At 54.7% G+C, this 20,903-nt stretch carries 20 protein-coding genes and 2 pseudogenes; 8 read left to right on the plus strand and 14 right to left on the minus strand.

Features of this window, described 5'->3' with window-relative positions:
* Both rph and pyrE read left to right on the plus strand, forming a co-directional pair.
* Nucleotides 1-225, plus strand: a pseudogene (gene rph / locus AU511_RS10605) (ribonuclease PH); the annotation flags it as partial.
* A 354-nt stretch (nucleotides 226-579) separates the two neighbouring features.
* Nucleotides 580-1,221 (plus strand): orotate phosphoribosyltransferase, encoded by a 642-nt coding sequence (pyrE, locus tag AU511_RS10610; RefSeq protein ID WP_094100063.1) that lies wholly within the window; start codon nucleotides 580-582, stop codon nucleotides 1,219-1,221.
* A gap of 41 nt (nucleotides 1,222-1,262) precedes the next feature.
* Here the strand turns inward: pyrE and slmA are convergent, their stop codons facing one another.
* From slmA to coaBC, 3 genes are all read right to left on the minus strand, one after another.
* Entirely contained in the window at nucleotides 1,263-1,859 is a 597-nt protein-coding gene (slmA, locus tag AU511_RS10615; RefSeq protein WP_094100064.1) for a nucleoid occlusion factor SlmA, read from the minus strand.
* A 106-nt stretch (nucleotides 1,860-1,965) separates the two neighbouring features.
* Nucleotides 1,966-2,424, minus strand: coding sequence for a dUTP diphosphatase (dut, locus tag AU511_RS10620; RefSeq protein WP_094109624.1), 459 nt, complete (start codon nucleotides 2,422-2,424; stop codon nucleotides 1,966-1,968).
* Complete coding sequence (gene coaBC / locus AU511_RS10625) at nucleotides 2,408-3,634, minus strand: bifunctional phosphopantothenoylcysteine decarboxylase/phosphopantothenate--cysteine ligase CoaBC (protein WP_094109625.1); 1,227 nt, start codon at nucleotides 3,632-3,634, stop codon at nucleotides 2,408-2,410. Before coaBC ends, dut begins: the two co-directional genes overlap by 17 nt.
* A 195-nt stretch (nucleotides 3,635-3,829) precedes the next feature.
* Here coaBC and radC point away from each other — a divergent pair, with 195 nt between their 5' ends.
* The 4 genes from radC to mutM all read left to right on the plus strand — a co-directional run bounded on the left by radC (nucleotide 3,830) and on the right by mutM (nucleotide 6,066).
* Complete coding sequence (radC, locus tag AU511_RS10630; protein ID WP_094100067.1) at nucleotides 3,830-4,495, plus strand: RadC family protein; 666 nt, start codon at nucleotides 3,830-3,832, stop codon at nucleotides 4,493-4,495.
* 238 nt (nucleotides 4,496-4,733) lie between these two features.
* Nucleotides 4,734-4,970, plus strand: a complete 237-nt coding sequence (gene rpmB / locus AU511_RS10635; protein ID WP_026738455.1) for a 50S ribosomal protein L28 — start codon at nucleotides 4,734-4,736, stop codon at nucleotides 4,968-4,970.
* 11 nt (nucleotides 4,971-4,981) lie between these two features.
* On the plus strand, nucleotides 4,982-5,149 hold the full coding sequence (gene rpmG / locus AU511_RS10640; protein ID WP_026738454.1) for a 50S ribosomal protein L33: 168 nt from the start codon (nucleotides 4,982-4,984) through the stop codon (nucleotides 5,147-5,149).
* A gap of 107 nt (nucleotides 5,150-5,256) precedes the next feature.
* Nucleotides 5,257-6,066, plus strand: coding sequence for a bifunctional DNA-formamidopyrimidine glycosylase/DNA-(apurinic or apyrimidinic site) lyase (gene mutM / locus AU511_RS10645; protein WP_094109626.1), 810 nt, complete (start codon nucleotides 5,257-5,259; stop codon nucleotides 6,064-6,066).
* Nucleotides 6,067-6,073: 7 nt separating this feature from the next.
* Here mutM and coaD read toward each other — a convergent pair whose 3' ends face one another.
* The 6 genes from coaD to rfaQ form a co-directional block, all read right to left on the minus strand.
* Nucleotides 6,074-6,553 carry a pantetheine-phosphate adenylyltransferase gene (gene coaD, locus AU511_RS10650; protein ID WP_094109627.1) on the minus strand — a complete coding sequence of 160 codons (480 nt, stop codon included), beginning with the start codon at nucleotides 6,551-6,553 and terminating at the stop codon, nucleotides 6,074-6,076.
* Entirely contained in the window at nucleotides 6,543-7,316 is a 774-nt protein-coding gene (locus tag AU511_RS10655) for a glycosyltransferase family 2 protein (protein WP_094109628.1), read from the minus strand. The genes coaD and AU511_RS10655 overlap by 11 nt, the downstream gene beginning before the upstream one ends.
* The gene (gene waaA, locus AU511_RS10660) at nucleotides 7,316-8,593 is read right to left on the minus strand and encodes a lipid IV(A) 3-deoxy-D-manno-octulosonic acid transferase (RefSeq protein ID WP_094109629.1); all 1,278 of its coding nucleotides are present in this window, start codon (nucleotides 8,591-8,593) and stop codon (nucleotides 7,316-7,318) included. Before waaA ends, AU511_RS10655 begins: the two co-directional genes overlap by 1 nt.
* A gap of 1,076 nt (nucleotides 8,594-9,669) precedes the next feature.
* Nucleotides 9,670-10,779: a glycosyltransferase gene (locus AU511_RS10665; protein WP_094109630.1), complete on the minus strand. Its 1,110-nt coding sequence runs from the start codon at nucleotides 10,777-10,779 to the stop codon at nucleotides 9,670-9,672.
* A gap of 3 nt (nucleotides 10,780-10,782) precedes the next feature.
* Entirely contained in the window at nucleotides 10,783-11,913 is a 1,131-nt protein-coding gene (locus AU511_RS10670) for a glycosyltransferase family 4 protein (RefSeq protein WP_094100073.1), read from the minus strand.
* A complete protein-coding gene (gene rfaQ, locus AU511_RS10675) occupies nucleotides 11,910-12,980 on the minus strand; it encodes a putative lipopolysaccharide heptosyltransferase III (RefSeq protein ID WP_420843448.1) in 1,071 nt (356 codons plus the stop codon). The genes AU511_RS10670 and rfaQ overlap by 4 nt, the downstream gene beginning before the upstream one ends.
* 210 nt (nucleotides 12,981-13,190) lie before the next feature.
* On the opposite strand from rfaQ, the gene AU511_RS10680 reads away from it, so the two are divergent.
* Nucleotides 13,191-14,150 carry a polysaccharide deacetylase family protein gene (locus AU511_RS10680; RefSeq protein ID WP_094109632.1) on the plus strand — a complete coding sequence of 320 codons (960 nt, stop codon included), beginning with the start codon at nucleotides 13,191-13,193 and terminating at the stop codon, nucleotides 14,148-14,150.
* A complete protein-coding gene (locus AU511_RS10685) occupies nucleotides 14,151-15,266 on the plus strand; it encodes a glycosyltransferase family 9 protein (RefSeq protein ID WP_094109633.1) in 1,116 nt (371 codons plus the stop codon).
* 83 nt (nucleotides 15,267-15,349) lie between these two features.
* On the opposite strand, the gene AU511_RS10690 is transcribed toward AU511_RS10685, so the two are convergent.
* The 5 genes and pseudogenes from AU511_RS10690 to rfaD all read right to left on the minus strand — a co-directional run bounded on the left by AU511_RS10690 (nucleotide 15,350) and on the right by rfaD (nucleotide 20,809).
* Complete coding sequence (locus tag AU511_RS10690) at nucleotides 15,350-16,201, minus strand: glycosyltransferase family A protein (protein ID WP_094109634.1); 852 nt, start codon at nucleotides 16,199-16,201, stop codon at nucleotides 15,350-15,352.
* 110 nt (nucleotides 16,202-16,311) lie between these two features.
* Entirely contained in the window at nucleotides 16,312-17,379 is a 1,068-nt protein-coding gene (locus AU511_RS10695) for an O-antigen ligase family protein (RefSeq protein WP_167372021.1), read from the minus strand.
* Nucleotides 17,380-17,828: 449 nt separating this feature from the next.
* Complete coding sequence (gene rfaC, locus AU511_RS10700; protein ID WP_094109636.1) at nucleotides 17,829-18,797, minus strand: lipopolysaccharide heptosyltransferase RfaC; 969 nt, start codon at nucleotides 18,795-18,797, stop codon at nucleotides 17,829-17,831.
* The gene (gene rfaF, locus AU511_RS10705) at nucleotides 18,794-19,846 is read right to left on the minus strand and encodes an ADP-heptose--LPS heptosyltransferase RfaF (RefSeq protein ID WP_094109637.1); all 1,053 of its coding nucleotides are present in this window, start codon (nucleotides 19,844-19,846) and stop codon (nucleotides 18,794-18,796) included. The genes rfaC and rfaF overlap by 4 nt, the downstream gene beginning before the upstream one ends.
* 31 nt (nucleotides 19,847-19,877) lie before the next feature.
* A pseudogene (rfaD, locus tag AU511_RS10710) lies at nucleotides 19,878-20,809 on the minus strand (ADP-glyceromanno-heptose 6-epimerase).
* Nucleotides 20,810-20,903: the final 94 nt, after the last annotated feature.

Below are 20,903 nucleotides of genomic sequence, written 5' to 3' on the forward strand. Positions count from 1 at the left end.
GGTATCGTCAACGGTGAAGCGCTGTGCGATCTGGAGTATGTCGAAGACTCCGCCGCAGAAACCGACATGAACGTGGTCATGACCGAAGACGGCCGCATGATTGAGGTGCAGGGCACCGCAGAGGGCGAACCGTTTAGCCATGACGAGCTGTTGGCGCTATTGGCGCTGGCGCGAGGGGGCATTGAAACGATTGTCCAGGCGCAGAAAGCGGCGCTGGTGGAATAAAGAGTCTTGAAGAAGCGGCCCGGAGGGTCGCTTTTTTTTCGTCTGTACGAAACGGCCGGCGAGGTGTGTCACGGCGATCCGGGGTTTAGCATGGTCACTTGCTATGCGACATTGTGGGCGCATCCCTGGAATATTTAATGTCGGCTGGTCGTGCTTCAGAGAGGAAAAGCCTCCCTGCGGCAGCGCGTTGCGCGCTATGTCAGGCGCGCAACGCGCTGTCCGCCAAGGGGAGCAAGCGCTGAATGTTTTTACCTCAAGGACATTCTCAGTCGTCGTCCAAAGACCGGTTGGCCCAGAGGACGCTGTTTTCGGTTTGTCGCCGGGTATTCATCCATCATCACAGGAGAAGTTGCCATGAAAGCCTATCAACGCCAGTTTATTGAATTCGCACTCAGCAAGCAGGTATTAAAGTTCGGCGAGTTCACGCTGAAATCCGGGCGTACCAGCCCCTATTTCTTCAATGCCGGGCTGTTTAATACGGGGCGCGACCTGGCCTTGCTGGGGCGCTTTTATGCCGCGGCGCTGATGGATGCGGCTATCGAATTCGATGTGCTGTTTGGGCCGGCCTATAAGGGCATTCCTATCGCGACGACCACGGCGGTGGCGCTGGCGGAACATCACGATCGCGATGTTCCCTACTGTTTCAATCGGAAGGAAGCCAAAGATCATGGCGAAGGCGGCAGCTTGGTCGGCAGTCCGCTGGTCGGGCGCATCATGCTGGTGGATGATGTCATCACGGCGGGCACCGCAATTCGCGAGTCGATGGATATCATTTCCGCACAGGGCGCGTCGCTGGCGGGCGTATTAATTGCCTTGGACCGTCAGGAGCGCGGACGCGGCGAGCTTTCCGCCATTCAGGAAGTGGAGCGGGATTACGCGTGCAAGGTGATTTCCATCATCACCCTAGAGGATCTCATTACCTATCTGCAGGAGAAGCCGGAGATGGCGGAGCATCTGACTGCCGTACAGACCTATCGCGATCGTTACGGCGTTTAACCGTGTGGCAGCGCCGCAGGTGAGCGGCGCTGCCATCATCCCTATGCTATCTGGGCGGCCAGCAGCGGCCAGCGAGCGTCGAATTCCTGAGTGGGGAGAAAGCGAAACTCCGAACGGGTATAGCGGGACAGCATGCCTTCGCAGAAGGCCAGGAGTTGGCTGGCAAGCAGTGTTTCGTCATGCTTGAACGGCGCTCCGCCGCGCATTTTATGTTCCCGCAGTACCTGCTTGATCTGAGATTCGATGCGGTCGAACAGCTGGTTAATCCTTCCCTGCAGGCGATCCTGTTCAAACATCAAGGCATGGCCGGTCAGAATACGGGTCAATCCCGGGTTTTTTTCGGCAAATCCCAAAATCAGCAGCAAAATCAGACGAAGACGATTAAACGTCTCTTTTTCATCCTGCAAAATCAGGTTGATACGGGTTGTCAGGCTGTCTTCGATAAATTCGATCAGGCTGTCGAACATCCGGGTTTTACTGGGAAAATGCCGGTAAAGCGCCGCTTCAGATACGCCGACGTTGGCTGCCAGCTTCGCTGTGGTGATCCGTTGACTGCCGTCGCTGGATTGCAGCATCTGCGCCAATGCCTGCAAGATTTCCTCGCGACGGTTCCTTTTCGTATTTTCTTTCTCTGCCATGTCTGAAAAGACCCTTGATAAAGATTCAACTGCCCACACCAGATAGCGCCACAGTCGCGTAATACGCTGTGGCTTATAGGTTTTTTTTAGAAAGAATAGATGTGGATCAGTGGCGGCCAGAGTGACCGAAACCACCTTCTCCCCGCTCACTGTCGGTGAACTCGTTAACCAGATTGAATTCGGCCTGAACGACCGGCACAAAGACCATTTGCGCGATGCGTTCGCCAGGTTCGATCGTAAACGACGTCGACCCCCGGTTCCATACAGAGACCATCAACTGTCCCTGATAGTCGGAGTCGATCAGTCCGACCAGATTGCCCAGCACGACGCCGTGCTTATGGCCCAGACCGGAGCGAGGCAGGATCACCGCTGCCAGCGACGGGTCGCCGATGTGAATGGCCAGACCGGTCGGCAGCAGCGTCGTTTCGCCTGCGCCTAGCACCACGGAGCTGTCCAGACAGGCGCGCAGGTCCAGGCCGGCGGAACCCGGCGTGGCATACGTCGGCAACGGGAATTCCTGTCCGATGCGGGGATCGATAATTTTTACGTCAATTTTTTTCGTCATATCGGCTGACAATCTCGTCAATTAGCTGTTGGCCCAGGAGACGTTTGCTGCCGAGCGGCAACTGTTTGTCTCCTCCGAGCCAGAAAAGGTGCAACGCATTGGTTTTCGCATTGAAGCCGCGGTCGGCTTGGGACACGTCGTTTGCGCAGATTAAATCCAGTTTTTTGCTGGCCAGTTTCTGCCGCGCGTATTCTTCCACATTAGTGGTTTCGGCAGCAAACCCGACAACATAAGGCCGGTGTTCCTTCATCGCCGCCACGTCGGCGATGATATCCGGATTTTTTACCAGGGTGACAGTCATTTCATCACCCTGCTTTTTAATTTTTTCGCTCTCCACGCTTTTTGCACGGTAATCCGCCACGGCGGCGCAGCCGATCACGATGTGCTGTTCGGGGGAGGCGGACATGACCGCTTCATGCATTTCCAACGCGCTGGCGACATTGATACGTCGTACGCCGTTGGGCGTCGGCAGAACGACCGGACCGGCGACCAGCGTGACATTCGCGCCGCGCATCGCCGCCGCTTCTGCAATCGCGAATCCCATCTGGCCTGAACTGTGATTGCTGACGAAGCGCACCGGGTCCAGCGCCTCTCGCGTCGGCCCTGCGGTGATCAAGACGTTCAGATGCTGGAGATCGGCGGTTTGCGCAAAAAATTGCTTCGCCTGTTCCACGATCTCCATCGGGTCGAGCATTCTACCGGGGCCGACGTCGCCGCAGGCCTGACTGCCGCTGTCCGGTCCCCAAATATGCACGCCGCGTTCGGTCAGACGTTTGAGGTTGTCCTGCGTCGGCAGGGCGCGATACATCTGTTGATTCATGGCCGGCGCGACGGCCAGAGGCGCGGCGCTGGCCAGACAGGCCGTCGTCAGCAGGTCGTTGGCCATGCCGACGGCCAGTCGGGCGATAACGTCAGCGGACGCAGGGGCGATGATGATTAAATCCGCCCATTTTCCAAGCGCGATATGCCCCATCGCGGCCTCTGCGGCTGGATCCAGCAAATCGTCCGCCACCGGGTAGCCGGAGACGGCCTGAAGGGTGAGCGGCGTGATGAACGCTTTGGCGGCAGGCGTCATGACCACGCGAACCTCCGCGCCTTCGTCCCGCAGGCGGCGGACCAGCTCAGGGCATTTGTAGGCGGCGATACCTCCGCTGATACCCAGTACGATATGTTTGCCGGCGAGTGCAAGCAGACTGGAGAGTTCCGTCATCGTTTTGTCCGAGTGTGAGCTAAAGAAAGTGTCGGGCATTTTACCATAAGCGTCCGAAGGAAACGGAATCTTGTCATGGTGACGCGTGTTGCAACGACAGATTGCGCACCTCCTCGCATCTTCTCCTCCGTCCCCTCGTTCGTCCCTTGTCCACATGCCAGAATGCCTTCAAGACTCAGGGAGGGGGACACTACCATGATGTGGCTAAACGGGCAGGCACCGAGGGAAAAACTGATACGGAATGGGGCCTGCGCATTGACGGATACAGAACTGCTCGCCATTTTTCTGCGTACCGGGTTACCGGGAACGCATGTCATGCAACTGGCGGAAAATCTGCTGAATCAGTTCGGGTCATTGCATCAGTTGATGACGGCGGAGCAGACTGAGTTTCGTACGGCTCGCGGTATCGGGCTGTCCAAATATACGCAGCTGCAGGCGGTGGGGGAGCTGTCGCGGCGGTTGTTTTCCTCCCGACTGGCGCGCGAAGACGCCATGATCAGCTCGGAAGTGACGTTGCAATACCTCCAATTACTGCTGGCGCATCGCGAACGCGAAGTTTTTTTAGTCCTTTTTCTAGACAATCAGCATCGTGTCATTCGCCATCAGGAGATGTTTGCTGGTACGATTAACTGCGTAGAGGTGCACCCGCGAGAAATTGCTCGTGAGGCGCTGAAGGCGAATGCGGCAGCGTTGATTTTGGCGCACAACCATCCGTCGGGAAAGGCAGAGCCCAGTCAGGCTGACCGCGCCATTACGGAACATATCGTCAAAGTATGCCAATTGTTGGACATCCGCGTGCTCGATCACTTGGTTATCGGGCACGGTGAGTATGCCTCTTTTGCCGAGCGCGGGTGGATTTAAGGCATATTTCGACGATCCTGAGGGATCTTTAGCTGTTCGGGACTTGAGCGCATACGCTTCAGAGCGTATACTACGCCACCTTTGAGAATCTTGGGTGTGGCGTTAAGAGCCTATCTCAGCAGGTTTCCCCTGATGACAGAGTCTTTTCAGTGAAGTTGCTGAGATGGGCTCTAGAGCCTGACGAGGCGGCCAACACCCTATACGAAGCTCGAGCTGATTTGATTTTTGGAGAATAGACATGTCCCGAGTCTGCCAAGTTACTGGCAAGCGTCCGGTGACGGGTAACAACCGTTCCCACGCACTGAATGCGACCAAACGCCGTTTTCTGCCGAACCTGCACTCACACCGTTTCTGGGTGGAAGGTGAGAAGCGTTTTGTTACGCTGCGCGTATCTGCTAAAGGTATGCGTATTATCGATAAGAAGGGTATTGAGACGGTTCTGGCCGACTTACGTGCCCGTGGTGAGAAGTATTAAGGAACTGAATCATGGCTAAAGGTGTTCGCGAGAAGATCAAGCTGGTTTCTTCTGCTGGTACTGGTCACTACTATACCACTACGAAGAACAAGCGCACTAAGCCGGAAAAACTGGAACTGAAGAAATTCGATCCCGTTGTCCGTCAGCATGTGATCTATAAAGAAGCTAAAATCAAATAATTTTAGTGGATTATCAAAAACCCGGCTTCGGCCGGGTTTTTTTGTGTCTGCAATTGGCGAATACGGCTGTGGTAGAGTGTTGGCCATGACTTTTCACGGGAGTAAACATGCCTGAATTACCAGAGGTGGAAACCAGCCGCCGGGGAATTGAACCCTATCTGGTCGGACATACCATTTTGCATGCGGAAGTGCGCAACGCGCGCCTGCGATGGCCGGTATCCCCTGAAATTATGTCATTGAGCGACGAAGCGGTGCTCAGCGTTCAGCGTCGCGCGAAATACCTGCTGATCGAACTGACTCGCGGTTGGATGATTGTCCATCTCGGCATGTCGGGCAGTTTGCGCGTGCTGCCTGAATACGTGGAGCCCGGTAAGCATGACCATGTCGATCTGGTTTTGGATAGCGGCAAAGTGCTCCGCTACACCGACCCACGCCGCTTCGGTGCCTGGCTGTGGAGCACGGACCCGGCGACGAGTTCCGTGCTGGCTCATTTGGGGCCGGAACCGCTCAGCGATGCGTTCAGCGGCGACTACCTGTTCGAGAAATCGCGAGGCCGCAAGACGCCGATAAAGCTTTGGATCATGGATAACAAGCTGGTGGTCGGCGTGGGTAACATCTACGCCAGCGAATCCCTGTTCAGCGCGGGCATTCTGCCTGAAAGAGCCGCAGGCACCTTGAGCGAAGCCGAATTCCAACTGCTGGCGGTCACGATTAAGAAAGTGCTGCTACGCTCCATCGAGCAAGGCGGAACCACGCTGCGGGATTTCCTGCAGTCGGACGGGAAACCGGGCTATTTCGCGCAAGAACTGCAGGTCTACGGTCGCAGCGGCGAACCTTGCCGTCACTGTGGGACGTTGATTGAAAGTCTGAAACAAGGGCAGCGCAGCACGTTCTTTTGCCGCACCTGCCAGCGCTGACGGCGCGTCAGGCCAGCTTTTTCCGAAGGGCTGCGGAGATTGGCGGGGGAAGGAACGGATCGATGTCGCCGCCGTGGCGGGCGACTTCTTTCACCAGCGTGGACGAAATAAAGGACCACTGCTCCGCAGGCATTAGAAAGACGCTCTCCAGTTCGGGCATCAGGTGCGTGTTCATCTTCGCCAACTGCCACTCATATTCGAAGTCCGATACCGCCCGCAGACCGCGCACCAAAATATTCGCCTGATGCTTCTGGGCAAAATGTGCCATCAGCTCGCTGAATCCCATCACTTCCACGTTGCTCAGATGACGTGTTACTTCGCGCGCTAGCGCAACGCGTTCTTCCAGCGTGAACAGCGTGTTTTTGCTGGGACTGGCGGCAATCGCCAGGATGAGATGGTCGAACATGCGGGCGGCGCGGGTCAGCAGGTCGAGATGGCCATTGGTCAACGGGTCGAAGGTGCCGGGATAAATCGCTCTAGTCGTCATGATGTTTACGCTGGTTATTCAGTGCCCATAAGCCAGTATATTTATTAAACGTATACTGCGCATTGACTATCGCCAGCAGCAGGCCGCGCTTGCCGTCCAGAAAGCCGGCGCGCAGCAGCCAGGTCTTGGCGAAAGCGCCGAGCGTATGGGTGAGGATGGACAGGTAGCTACAGCGTTTACCCGCCTCAAAACGGGACTGCGCCCAGCTGGTAGCGTAATCGAACTGCTTTTGCTGAAATGTGAAAAAGTCCCGGCAGGTGAGATGTTCTAGATCGCCTGCCAGCGAAACGACGTGCGCATCGCCATAATCCAGCGACTCATGCACTGCGTTATCGTTGTAGCGATAGTGGCGCGGGTAGAGGCGGATCACCTCATCGGGATACCAGCCGCTGTGGCGCATAAACCGGCCTAAAAACAGATTGCGGCGCGCGCAGCGGTAGACGGTTTTTCCATCGGGCGCCGCAAGTACTTGCTCAATCGCGAGTTTCAGCTCAGGCGTCATGCGCTCATCGCAGTCAATCATGAAGATATAGTCGCCGCTGGCGTAGCTTTGCGCCCGTTGTCGTTGTCGGCCGAAACCCGGCCAGTCGTGATGCTGGAACACCTGTGCGCCGTACTGACGGGCGATCGCCTGCGTATCGTCGCTGCTGCCTGAATCCAGAACAATGATCTCATCCGCCCAGGAAACAGAAGCCAGACAGTCCGGCAGTAGTTCTGCCTCATTACGGCTGATGAGCACAACAGACAGGCGAGGATGGCTCATTATTGTCTCCGCGGCGGTAGGTAGGGTTCCAGTAGTTTTAGCAGACTTTGCAGCGCGCCCTGATTTTTATGCAGCACCTGTACCGCGTGACGGCCGTAATACTGGCGATAGTCGTCGTCGGAGAGCAGATTGCTGACCTGTTCGACCAAGGAGGCGGTATCCGTCACCGTGATCAGGCCATCAGACTGCTGCAGTCGAGCGCAAATATCTTTGAAATTGAAGGTATGCGGTCCCATCAGTACCGGGATGGCATGCGCTGCGGGCTCCAGCGGGTTATGGCCGCCGCGTCCAATCAGGCTGCCGCCGACAAAGGCCAGGTCGGCGATGCCGTAGAGCAGCATCAGTTCGCCCATTGTATCGCCGATGACCACCTGCGATGAGGACGAGGGGATAGCGCCCTCGCTGCGCAGGGTATATTCAAGACCGGCTTTGCTGACGATGTTTTTGGCGTCGTTGAAACGCTCTGGGTGGCGCGGCACCAGAATCAACAGCAGGTTAGGGAAGGTCTTCAGCAGCTCGCAATGTGCGTCGACAACGATCTTCTCTTCGCCGTCATGGGTGCTGGCGGCAATCCACACCGGGCGCTGGGAGGCCCATTGACGCCGCAGCGTTACCGCCTTCGCCGCGAGCTCCGGTGTTACGGAAATATCAAATTTCAGGCTGCCGGTCACGTTCAGCTGTTTGCGTTTCAAGCCCAGCGAAATAAATCGTTCGCCGTCCTCTGCATTCTGAACGGCGATCAGGGTGATACGTCGCAGCAGGGTGCGCATCAGTTTGCCCAGCTTTTTGTAGCCGGTGGCGGATCGTTCGGAAAGACGTGCGTTAGCGATGACCAATGGAATATGACGCTGATGCAGAGCATCAATCATATTGGGCCAAAGTTCGGTTTCCATCACAATGACCAGCCGTGGCTGAACGTGATTTAAAAAGCGCTTCATCGCGCCCGGTAAATCATAGGGGAGATAGACGTGATACACGTCTTTGCCGAAGGCGGATTGCGCGCGTTCCGAGCCGGTCGGCGTCATCGTGGTGACGGTGATGGGCAGGGACGGATAGCGGTAGCGTAACGCTCTCACCAGCGGCACGGCGGCCAATGTTTCTCCCACGGAGACGGAGTGCAGCAAGATACCTTCCGGTTTTACGGTGTCTTTGTAGAAGCCATAACGTTCGCCCCAGCGCTTGCGATAGGCAGGGATTTTACGGCCGCGTAGCCAAAGACGAATCCAGATCAAAGGCTGGATGAGGTAAAGCAGAACGGTATACAGCAGCTGTAACATAAGTATCTATATTTAAGTCAGAGATAGCGAATTCTATATATTTATAGCCGCTAAATCTATCACTTACGATAACGGAGGCCGCGATATCCCTTTTTTTGCACCTATGTGTAATACGCGTTTAATCAATATGTTGCAACTATTACGCATTGTCGCCATCTGCTCTTAACTCACTGTAATAATTAGGCTTTGTGGTGATCGGCGTCATGAGTCCCCCCATAATGACGTCATGCAAAATTTATATAATTTATATAAACAAAATTCGAAAAAAGAGAGATAAATGACATCCTTAATTAATAACGTCACATAAGCGTAATCAAGCCTCGTCACTATTAAAAAAGGCCAAGTAGCCGGTGAATGAGTTCTCTGTTTTTTGATTATTGTCTTAACGCATCGCTATTCACTATTTCAGTAAATATTCTCTGCGTTAATTTATTATTCCAAATAATGCATTAAAACTTTTTGGGTAATTATTTTCTGGTCGTTACCGTATCGCGGTAGCCAGAGAATCCCATGACAACACCGCTCATTTTTCGATGGGTCAAAGAGAAATGTCGTGACGGAAATATCTAACAACCAACTGAATTTTAACGATAATATTCAGCGATCCCCCTATTGTATAGAGCACATGGCGTTTCAATCATTCATGGGCGTGTCGCGATAATATTGCGTGGTAATACCGGCGAAAGGGCCTTGATTTTTAGCTGTGTTTTCCTATTTTTTCGACGCTGCGTTTATTCGGGAAAGAAGCTCGGTGCAAAGAACGGCGTCAGGATTATCTCCCCGGCGTTATTTTCTTTGATACCCCATTCGCTTCCTATGATAAAAACGAAACAGAATTGTGCGCATTCGCCTATTTTTCTGTGAACATTGGAGGATGCCGGTTCGTTGTTGCAGTCCGAGCTAGCGTTATATCTCGTTCTTTCAGATAAATCCCGACATCTACGCCGTGTAGGAGGGGTAAAGCCGGAATGTTAATAAACATGGGAGAGGCATTTTGTCTCCCGCGTCAGCGATGGGACTGAAGGCCGCCGCGGTCCGGGCGGCCTTCAGGGGCGTTTTGCTGTAAATCGGGGCGGTCAGTGAGCGGGTTTACGCTCTGCAAGCGCGAGATAGGCCGCGCATATAGACTCGATGCGGTAGCGCTCCAGCTGGGACTTATCGATTTCAGGCGGAGACGCCAGAACCGACTTCAGCGTCGCTGCCAGCGAGTCGTCGGTCAATGCCGCCAGACCCCGCGCCAGTGGGCCGGTCAGTATCTCTTCAGGTCCTCCGGGGCAGCGAGTGCTGACAACCGGCGTTCCACAGCTCAACGCTTCAACCAGCACGTTGCCAAAACCTTCGCTGTCGGAACTCAACACCAGCAGGCGGGCATGGCGGATATAAGGGTAGGGGTTGTCGCAGAATCCTTGAAAAATAACGCGATCGGCCACGCCTAACTCGACGGCTAGTTGCCGTATGCGCTGGACTTCCTCGTCCCGGCCTTTACCCAACAAGACCAACGGCATCTCGATGCCGCTCAGCGCATAGGCACGAATCAAACGGTCGTGACGTTTGTTGGGGTGGAAACGACCGACATGCACCAGATAATCCGTCCCGGCGCGTTCGCAGGGCTGGCCTGCCAGTGCGGTAATCGCCGCAAAATCAAATGGGTTGTTGATGACCGCGGTATTGGAAGGCCGTACCTGAAAGGCGCTTTGTAAATCCGACAGCACCGCTTGAGACACCGCAACAATGTTGCGCTGCTGGTAGACCCGCTGAATTTTGATGCGTTTCAACCAACGGGAGAGGCCGGTTCGATGGCCGAGATACGACGGTGAAAACATGCCGTGTAGGCAAAACCAGACGTTGTCGGGATTGAGCGCCCGGCTGCGGGCCACAATGCGGTCGGTTTTATGCAGGTTTGACAACACCAGGTCAAACGGTCCCTGCTGCGCTTGCGCACGTTGGATCGCCGCATCCAGCATCGCGGCGCGTCGGCGAAGTTCGGTAAGTTTGCGCCAAGGCGTTCGGCTGTGATCGGCGATCGTCTGATAATCGACGCCTTCCGGCACAGGGTATTCGCAGACGTCGCGCAGCGAGAATAGCGAAACTTGATGGCGCTGAGCCACCAAGCCCGCGGCCAGCGTCAACACCACTTTTTCTGCGCCGCCGCCGGGCAGGCCGTCGATGATCATCAAGATACGCATGTGTTATTCGTCCAATAAAGTTCGATAGAGCGAGATAAGCTGCTGAGAGAGCTTTTGCGGCGACGCATCGATAATACGCGCCCGCGCCGCGTCGCTCATGCGACTACCGGGTGCGGCGGCGGGCAGCGCCATCACGGCATCAGTCAGCGCCGGGATATCCAGCGCATCGCAGACGTAACCATTTTCACCGGCTCGGATGAATTCCGATCCGCCGCAGGTCGTGGTCGTGATGACCGGGAGTCCGCAGGCCATCGCTTCCAGAATCACATTGGGGAAGGGATCGTAGAGCGTTGGCAGCAGCAGGCCGTCGGCCGCATGATAGTAAGGCTGCGGATCTTTTTGCATACCGGTAAAGCGTATACGTGATTCGCACCCGAGTGAGGCCGCAAGAGCCCGGTATTGACGTTCCGCTTTATCCTGCCCGACGACGATCAGATAGCGGTCCGTTCCGGCGACGGCCCGGATGGCGGCCGCTAGCCCTTTGCGTTCGAAGCCGGAGCCGACGTAAACCATGACGCACGCGTCCTGCGGCAGCGTCAGCGCGGTGCGCATTGCCCGGCGCTGCGACTCTTCCGCAGGTAAAAATCGCGTGCTGTCGATAGCGTTATAAATCACATGGATCTTGTCCGCGCTGAGACCGAACTCTTCGATAATTTCCTGTTTGATCAATTCTGCATTGCAGATGACCGCTTTCAACTGCGGCGCCCGATACATATCGCCTTCGGCCTGCATAACGTAGCGATGGAATCGGTTGGAGAACAGTAACGGTTTGCGCCAGGCGGGCAGCAGACGCGCGCGCTGCATGAGCCAGCGACGATGAACGCCGTCGCCCGCGCGATAAATGTCGCATCCTGCGATACGTTCGTGGCTCTGCACCAAATCGAACTGCTCTTGCTGCCACAGCGCGCGGGCGGCATCGGCGAAACCGCGCTCACGCCCGACACGGGTCCAGTAGCGGGGATGACACAGGTGCAAATGCCAGTCCGGCTTCTTTTCACCCTGCCACTGACGCGTAATCACATTCAGCTGTAAATCTTCATCTTCCAGCGCTTCCAGCGCGCGGCTCACAAAGCGTTCGGCGCCGCCGTCCGGCCGATATTTCTGCCGCACGATGGCGAGGCGAAAATGACTCATGATAGTTGTCTCCGTACTGCGGCCGTGACCGCCTCGACGGGGATCAGGTCGAGATAGCGTTGTTGTGTGCCGGTATCTATATCATCCGGATCGGGTAGCGTGCCGTAGTCACCGGCCCAGATGACCTCTCCCGGTGCCTGCCAGGGACGCCAGAAGTGAAGTTTGGAAGGCCCGAAGAGGGCGATGCTGGGCGTTTGCAGGGCGGCGGCCATATGCATAGGGACGGAATCGACGCCCAAAAACAGGCGGGCATGGTCGATAAGTGCCGCCAGCTGGCGCAACGTTAGCTGGCCGGAGAGTGAGACCACGCCGTGGGATGGGCAGCGCTCGAGAATGTCAGACACCATCTTTTGCTCTTTGGTATCCGGTCCGGATGTCACGACGATCGTGTGTCCGTCCTGCTGAAGTGCGGAGATCGTCGCCGCCATATTCTCTTCGCTCCAGCACTTGAATAGCCAGCGGGAGGTCGGCTGGACGACAATGTAGGGGCCGTCGACCTGCTGCTGTCGCAGCTTTTCCTGACACAGCGCCCAGTCTTCGGCGGTATACCCCATTGTGACCTGCGTGCTGACGGAAGGAATGCCCAGCGGAGATAGGATGGACAGATTTTGTTCCACGGTGTGCTGATGCCCGTGCTGCGCGGTGCTGACCACATCGCTGTGGCAGTAACGCCAGAGCGGATGCTGACGCTTATCGAAGTCAAAACCCAGACGAACCGGCGCACCGGTCAGTTTCGCGATCAAGGCGCTCCGCCACTGATCGGCCAGGTTGATGACGAGATCGTAACGCTGATGACGCAACAGGCTGATCAACTGCCACTCTTTACTGAGCTGGGTCCGCAGCCCCTGTTTTTTCCATTGGCGATCGATGGCGAAAATGCGATGGATGCGGGGGTGGGCGACCAGCATGTCCTGCGTTTCGAGGTACAGCAGCACATCAATTTGGGCATCCGGGTAAGTCTGACTCAGGGTGTTGATGACCGGAGTGGTTAACAGCATGTCGCCATGATGGCGAAATTTTATCAGCAGGATATGCCTGACGGCAGGGGCTGTGGTGTGATTCATCAGCGGCGTTTCTCATTGCAAGCAGAGGGCGATTTTAGATGACATCGCCAGGAGTGGCTACTATTGATCCCCGGCGAACTGGGTTCTCCGTTTACCCGTGTATCAACATCTTCAGTTACAATAATGACTTTTCAGGGCGAGAGTAGCGGTTTAGGCTGCCCACGTCACCGACTTACGTAAATTTAGGTCCTAAGATTATCAGGCGCGATTTCCATGTGTAAACCAGCATTTATCATCACGATCGACACGGAAGGAGACAATCTTTGGCAAAATAATGACAGGATTTCCACAAATAATGCTCATTATTTGCCACGGTTTCAGCAGCTCTGTGAAAAATACGGTTTCAAGCCCACTTGGTTAACGAATTACGAGATGGCGATGGATCCCGCCTATATAGAGTTCGCCAGGGATGTCATCGCCCGAGACCAGGGAGAGGTCGGAATGCATCTGCATGCCTGGAACAATCCGCCTGAGTTTGATCTGACCGGGAACGATTGGCGCTATAAGCCTTATCTGATCGAGTACCCCAAAGCGGTGATGCGGCAGAAAATCGAGTACATGACGTCGTTACTCGAAGATACGTTCCAAAGCAAAATTCGAAGCCATCGCTCTGGCCGCTGGGCGTTGAACGAAGAGTACGTTCAGCTATTGATAGAGTATGGCTATGAGATTGACTGTTCCGTCACGCCGTTGGTGAACTGGCGGTATTCCCTGGGCGACCCGGATGGGCAAGGCGGTACAGACTACACCCGCTTCCCACACCATGCTTATTTCATGGACCCGACTAACATCGCGCAGCCGGGGAGCTCATCTTTACTGGAAGTGCCGATGAGCATTCAGTATAAGCACAGCGGCTTCCTCAACGCGATGACCCGGATATATGATCGTCTGCGTGGAAAACAGCGCAGCGCTTCCGTGAATTGGGTGCGGCCCAAAGGCGGTAATCTGCGTCAGATGGAATCAGTGGTGGAAAAGGTGTTGGCCGACGGCAGCGACTACGTAGAGTTTATGCTCCACTCGTCGGAATTTATGCCGGGAGGCAGCCCGACGTTCACCACCGAGCAACATATCGAAATGCTTTATCGCGACTTAGACGCGTTATTCGCCTCGCTGGCAGAGAAAACAGAGGGCAAAACGTTGTCGGAATATTATCAGGGAATTAAGGCTGTTTAGATGAAGAAAGGCTGGAAATTTAAGCTCGTTGATCTGTTCTTGCGTCTGTACACCCGCGGCAAAGGGCGGCTTCAGTCTCCGCAGCAGCTCGTTACGGAGAGCGCGTTCTCCCATATCGTCATTTATTCCACGACCGCGCTGGGCGATTTGATGTTCAATACGCCGGCGATCCATGCGGTGCGCCAACGCTTCCCCCAGGCGAAGATTACGCTGGTCGTGCATAAGAAACTGGAAGCCTTCGTGGAAGGTGGGGCAGATTGGCAGCACGTCGTGTGCTGGAATACCAAAATCAAAACGGTTCCTCAGCTGGTGCGAGACATTCAACAGTTCGGCATGCCCGACCTGGCCATCATTCTGCATTCACACGACCCTTATGATTATCTGAGCGCGGTGATGTCAGGGGCGAAATACGTTCTGCGCGATAACTATGTCGACGGCATCACGCCGATGGATCGCTGGCTGGCGGGATACGTCATCGGGTTTCGCGGGCATGTTATTCAGCGCAAGCTGGCGCTGGTTTCCATGTTGGGGGCGGACGTTAGCGATATCAGCATGCGCATCCCTTTTGCGGTACCGCCTGTCGACAACGCTGGGCGCGGCACGGTGATTGGTTTTCAGATGGGAGCCTCGACGCCTGAGCGCTGCTGGCCGGTGGAGTATTTTGCCGCGGTGGCCGAGCATTTTCTTGCTACGGACCCGACCTGCCGGATCGCGCTGACGGGGTGGTCTGGGGACAGCCCGTTGGCCGAGTCGCTGCTGCGGCAGATCGATCCGGCACTGCATTCACGCATCGTCAACCACATCGGTTCGTCGAGTTTGAAAGAGCTGGTGGGGTTGATCAACGGTATGGATGTGCTGGTGACCGGAGATACCGGGCCTCTGCATATTGCCGTTGCGCTTAGAGTACCGACGGTGAGCCTGTTTGTGACCGCGGAGCCGCACAGCACTGGCCCTTATCAGGACCCGGACCTGCACGATGTGATTTATGGCGCCACCAATAATCTCGCGATTCAGCAAGGTCATGTGATGCAGGCAATTAAGCCACAGCAGGTGATCGATAAGGTCGGGCGTCGCATTGAGCGACTTAAGGCGACGGCGGGCAATGTAACCCGTTAAGGCGGCTTGGCTGCAACGACGGTCGTTGATGGTGCCTTCGGGTCAGATAAAACGCCCCTGACGAAAGTCGAGGGGCGTTATATTTAGCGAGCCAGAAAACCGAACAGGTATCTGAACCACCACATGGGTTTCCAAAGGGTATTTTTCTTACGCGCCGGCGGCGTACGGTGAACGTTTTTCACGATTTTCCAGCTGAAGTTCAGGAACATTCTGCTGTGGCCGAACTCCTCGCCGTAGGTTTCGATCTCATGTTTCTTTTTATCATCGACGGGCGTATTGGCCGAGAGATCGCGGTCCAGCGTGTGATACGACTTATTGCGGTTCACATTCCTTTCTGAGCAAAGGTATTTCTTGGATAAATAACGCTGAATGGAGCCATGATACTTCTGGTATTTCACAAAGCGATAATCTTCCGCGCCGTAGTTGCCCGCAAACTCCTCATCGTAGCCGAAGAAGCGCATAAAGCGGGCGCGGGACATAAAGAACAGGTTGGAGTGGCCCTTGTAGATTTTCTGCGGGTTTTCCGGTGAGTTACGATAGAGCTTGAAGAAGGTGCGCCCCGGATTACGCCTTTCCGTCATGTAGCGCAGCGTATTCTCATGGATGATATGGTCGAGATCGGTCATGGCGATCTTGTCGGACTTGGCGTACAGCACGCCGAGGTTGCGTGCGCCAGCCTGGTTCCACGGAATGTTTTCGTTAATCTTAATCCAGATGAGGTTCAGGTTGAATTCGGGAATGTCGTAGCTGACCGGGGAGCCGTCGTCGACGATGACAAACTGGATGACGTCCAGCAGATCGGGGGAGTATTGCTCGTACTCGCGCAACAGCGAGATAACGGACTCGATATCGCTTTGGTTGCAATAAAAGTGAGTGACATAGCTTAGTTTGATATGGGACTTATCAACCCTGTTAATTTCTAGAATATTTTCCATGACGGCCTGTGAGTAAATAATAACTAATCTAAAGTTATTATATGGTTGAATGCACTGTATGCAATAAAAAACGGAATACCATCATGACGTTGATGATATTCCGTATACCTTCAGCCGTTCACGGTTTTTGTGGGCGGCACCGGTTTATAAGCAATAATTCCCAATAGTAGTCCGCTCAGGAACATATATTCTTCCATATAGTGATCTAATAATATTCTGTCTACCATTGACCGGAAGAAAAAGCCACTCGAAAGGAGTAATAGCACTACGCCAACAGTTTTGTTTTCTTTAAAGAACGCCTGAATAGATATTTTCAATATCATCAGGTTGTAAATAATCCACAGTAAAATACCAAGAACGCCGTATTGCAAACCATATTCTAGAAGGCCGCTATGGCTGTGGCTAATATCAATCAGCGGATTGTGATATTTCTCATGCAACCGCTGTAAGAATGCTGTTTTGCTGGTGCCAATGCCTAACGGATACTCAGCAATGAAATCTGTCGCCTGATGGACATAGGCCATCCGACACGCATTTGAGTGGCTGACCGGCGTACCGTCCGCATGCATGGGAACGACTCGTTCCGGGCTATTAAAAATAAAACAAAAGCTGTTACTGGGGGCATTCCAGCCCACCTCGACATCTTCTCTGATACTTTTCCAGCGAGGATCTTTTTCATAAGAAAACAGGCCGACGCTGACCACCGTGCAAATAATAAGCAATGCGTAGAGGCTTAATTTCCACAGATTAATCGCGTGGAATTTTCTAATAATGAATACCAGACTGATGGACAATATGCCGAAAATCATGCCGACCGTGCCCCAGCGGGTATTCGCCAGACCAGTAGCGATGACGTTGGAAATAATCAACGCGACGGCAACGCCGGTATTCAACGTCAGCAGTCGGCGATTTTCCAATATGCGCAGTAGTAAATCCGAGAAGATGATGATGCTTATCAGATTGATTTGAAAGCTGAGTTCCAGTCGGGATGGGAAGATATAGGTTTCTCCCCACATGATAACCCCGGACTTAAAGTAAATATACGCGATCGTCAGAATATGGAGGAAGATGGGTGCCCAAAAGCTCAAAATGATGGCGGTAATCAGTTTTTTGTAGCTCAGGTTGGGGAAATTGAACGCCATGATAGAATAAAAGACCAGGCCGTAAATAAATAGCATGAGCGGCCTCATCCATTGACTATGCCAGGCCCTCAATGTGTCGTGAAGATGGGATGAGAATAAGAACGCGCATGACAAAGTCACGACGGTCATTACCCCTAATACCATCAGCACGTGCTTTAATTTATCTGTGTCTAAACTTTGCAAAAAACGTCGATCTTTAAAAAAAAGTAACAACGAAAAGACAAAGGCACTGTAAATAAGCAAATTCCGGTGGAAAGGTAAAAGATTGCTGGGGATAGCCCAAAAAGAGCACAGCAATAATGTTATTACCAATAAAAATAGCGCAATGGGTTTATGGCTCGATATCGACATATTTACCTTCTGGGAAAAATCACCCGCTCCCTTTTTACATTCTGTATTTTCGTATAAACAAGGTTAAACATGACATCAAAGTATCCCATTGATGAGATGGAATATTCTTATTTGTCGTTTTTTATACTCAGAAATCATGTTTCTTGATCGACCGACAAACGGGAAAAAATATCGGCGCTGGTTATTGAACGCATCGTTTTATCATGGGAGACAACGGCGATTTGATTTTTCCCATATCCCCCAATTAATCCCGGATCCGTTGGGCCATACAGCGTAATATTTGGCCGATCGAGCGCCGCCGTTAGATGACTAAGCCCGGTGTCGACCGAGACGACGGCTCTGGCTCCGGCCAATACCGTGGATACCTGTTCCAAATTGAGTCGCGGTAGAACGTCGACGTGCGGGAAACCCTCCGCGAGCCGCCGCGCGCGCTGATGCTCATGTTCCGCTCCCCACGGCAGTTTGATGCGAAGACCACTCGGTTGCGTCAGCGCGATCAGATCGCGCCAGTGATCTTCCGGCCAGTGCTTTTCGTCGCGCGTGGTGGCGTGCAGAAAGACCAGATAACGCCCGGCGTCTTCCGGCGGAGAGGCCAGGAATTTGGCCGCGATCGAATAATCCCCGGTTTCAGTAGGACGCCGATAGTTCAGGCTGATGGAAAACAGTTCACGAATGCGCTCGACGGCATGCTGCTGGCGCGCCACTCGATGACGGTATTGATAAAACCAGCTGGCCAGCGGCTCGCGGACGCTCTTCCAATCCAGCCCGTGCTTATTACCACGCGCCAGACGCGTGACCAGCAGCGCGCTTTTGATCAGTCCCTGCGCGTCGATGACCGCATCGTAACGACGGGAACGCAGGCGCTGCTTGAACGTCGCACGCTCCTGGCGAACGGCGGCGCTGAACCAGCTTTTGCGCCAGCGGCGAATCGCCACCGGAATGACCCGGTCAACGGCCGGATGCCAGCCGGGGATCTGGGAAAATCCCTCTTCAACCACCCAGTCGAATTGGATGCCCGGTACGGCGTGCATCGCGTCGGTCAATGCGGGGAGGGTGTGCAGGACATCGCCCATCGAGGAGGTTTTCACGATTAGCACTCTCATGCCTGTGCCCCTCGCGCATTCAAATGCTTTTCCAACGCGTCCAGCACCTGTTGTGGATGAATGTCGATTAGGCTCTGATGATAACCCTGTTCCGCATCGCCTTTGCGCACGCGATGATAGCCGCTGATCAAGCGGATCACTTCTGCGTCTTTGGATAGTGGTGGCGTAAAGTCGGGACTGCTGGGACCGTAGAGAGCGACGAGCGGCCGATTCAGCGCGGCGGCGACGTGCATGAGTCCGGAGTCGTTGCTGACCACGGCTCGGCAGGCGGCGAGTAGCACGACTGCCTGATCCAGCGTGGTGCTGCCTGCCAGGTTGAAACACTCAGCCTGAGCCTGTGTCGTCAGGGCGTTGCGAATGTCTTCGCCCGCCTGGCGGTCGTTGGCTGAACCGAACAGCGCGACCTGATAGCCACGTTCGATCAGCGCTTGAGCCAGTGCGCCGTAGTGGTAATGCGGCCAGCGTTTGGCCGGGCCGAATTCCGCGCCGGGACAGAATCCGATCAGCGGCCGGTCGCCCGGCAGACTAAACTCGGCGAATGCCGCTGAGATTTCGGCTTCGGAGACTTTTAACTGCGGCCACGGCAGCGACGCGGGCAGATCATCCGCGCTGTTTATCGCCTTCGCGTCATAGCCGAGCGCGACGTATCGTTGCACCATCAGCGGAAAGGCCGCCTTATCCAGCACGCGAACGTCATTCAGCAATCCATAGCGCATTTCGCCGCGCCAGCCGGTGCGCTGGGGTATCTGCGCGAAAAACGGCACCAATGCGGATTTGAATGAGTTGGGCAGGACGTACGCACGATCGTAGCGCTGAGGCCGGAGTGCCACGCCCAGACGGCGACGCTCACCCAGTTGGAGCGCGCCGTGACCCAGCGGCATAGCGAGCGCTTGATTCACTTCCGGCATGCGAGCCAGCAGCGGACGGCACCAGGCCGGCGCCATCACGTCGATGATGGCATCCGGATGTTCGGCCTTGAGCGTGCGATAAAGACTGTGCGACATCATCATGTCGCCAACCCAGGACGGGCCGATTACCAGAATTTTCATACCGTTCGAGATCCCCTACGGTAACGCAGGATTATGCGTCGCGGTTAAGCCAGGCCATGTAGTCGGCCACGCCTTCAGCGACGGTGTGGAACGGTTTGTCATAACCGGCCGCACGCAGTTTGGTCAGATCCGCCTGAGTGTAGGACTGATAGCGGCCCTGCAGTTTTTCCGGAAAGGGAATATACTCAACGCTGCCGGTCTTGTGGTACGCCAGCACGGCGTCGGCGACGGCCTGGAACGACTCAGCCCGGCCGGTCCCGCAGTTGAAAATACCGGAGACGCCCTGCTTCCAAAACCACAGGTTCACGGCGGCGACGTCGGCGACATAGACGAAGTCGCGCTTAAAGTTTTCGCTGCCGGAAAACAGCTTCGGATTTTCGCCCTGATGAATTTGCTGATTCAGGTGGAACGCCACGCTGGCCATGCTGCCTTTGTGGCCTTCACGCGGCCCGTAGACGTTGAAATAGCGGAAGCCGCAGACCTGCGAACCTGCATGCGGCAGAATTTCACGCACATACTGATCGAACAGGAATTTGGAGTAGCCGTAGACATTCAGCGGCTGTTCGAACTGACGCTCTTCCACGAAATCCTTGCTACGTCCGCCATAGGTGGCGGCGGAAGAGGCGTACAGGAAGGGGATGCTGCGTTCCAGGCAGTAATGCAGCACCTCTTTGGAGTACTGATAGTTGTTATCCATCATGTATTTGCCGTCCCACTCGGTGGTGGAAGAGCAGGCGCCCTCGTGGAAAATCGCTTCGATATCACCTAAATCTCGCCGGCGACGATATTAGCGATGAAATCTTCTTTATCGATGTAGTCGGCAATATCCAGATCCGCCAGGTTAGCGAACTTAGTGCCGTCTTTCAGGTTATCAACTACCAGAATGTCCCGGTAACCCTGGTCATTCAACGCTTTCACGATATTGCTGCCGATAAAGCCGGCGCCGCCAGTCACGATAATCATGGGAATTACCCTTGCTAAGCTGTTAGGTGAGGCACCGCGCCTCACGCTATCTATTGGGCGCTATCATAGCATTTCATTTTCCAGCGGACAGCCT

It is taken from the genome of Lonsdalea iberica, from assembly GCF_002111585.1.
Taxonomy (GTDB): Bacteria; Pseudomonadota; Gammaproteobacteria; order Enterobacterales; family Enterobacteriaceae; genus Lonsdalea; species Lonsdalea iberica.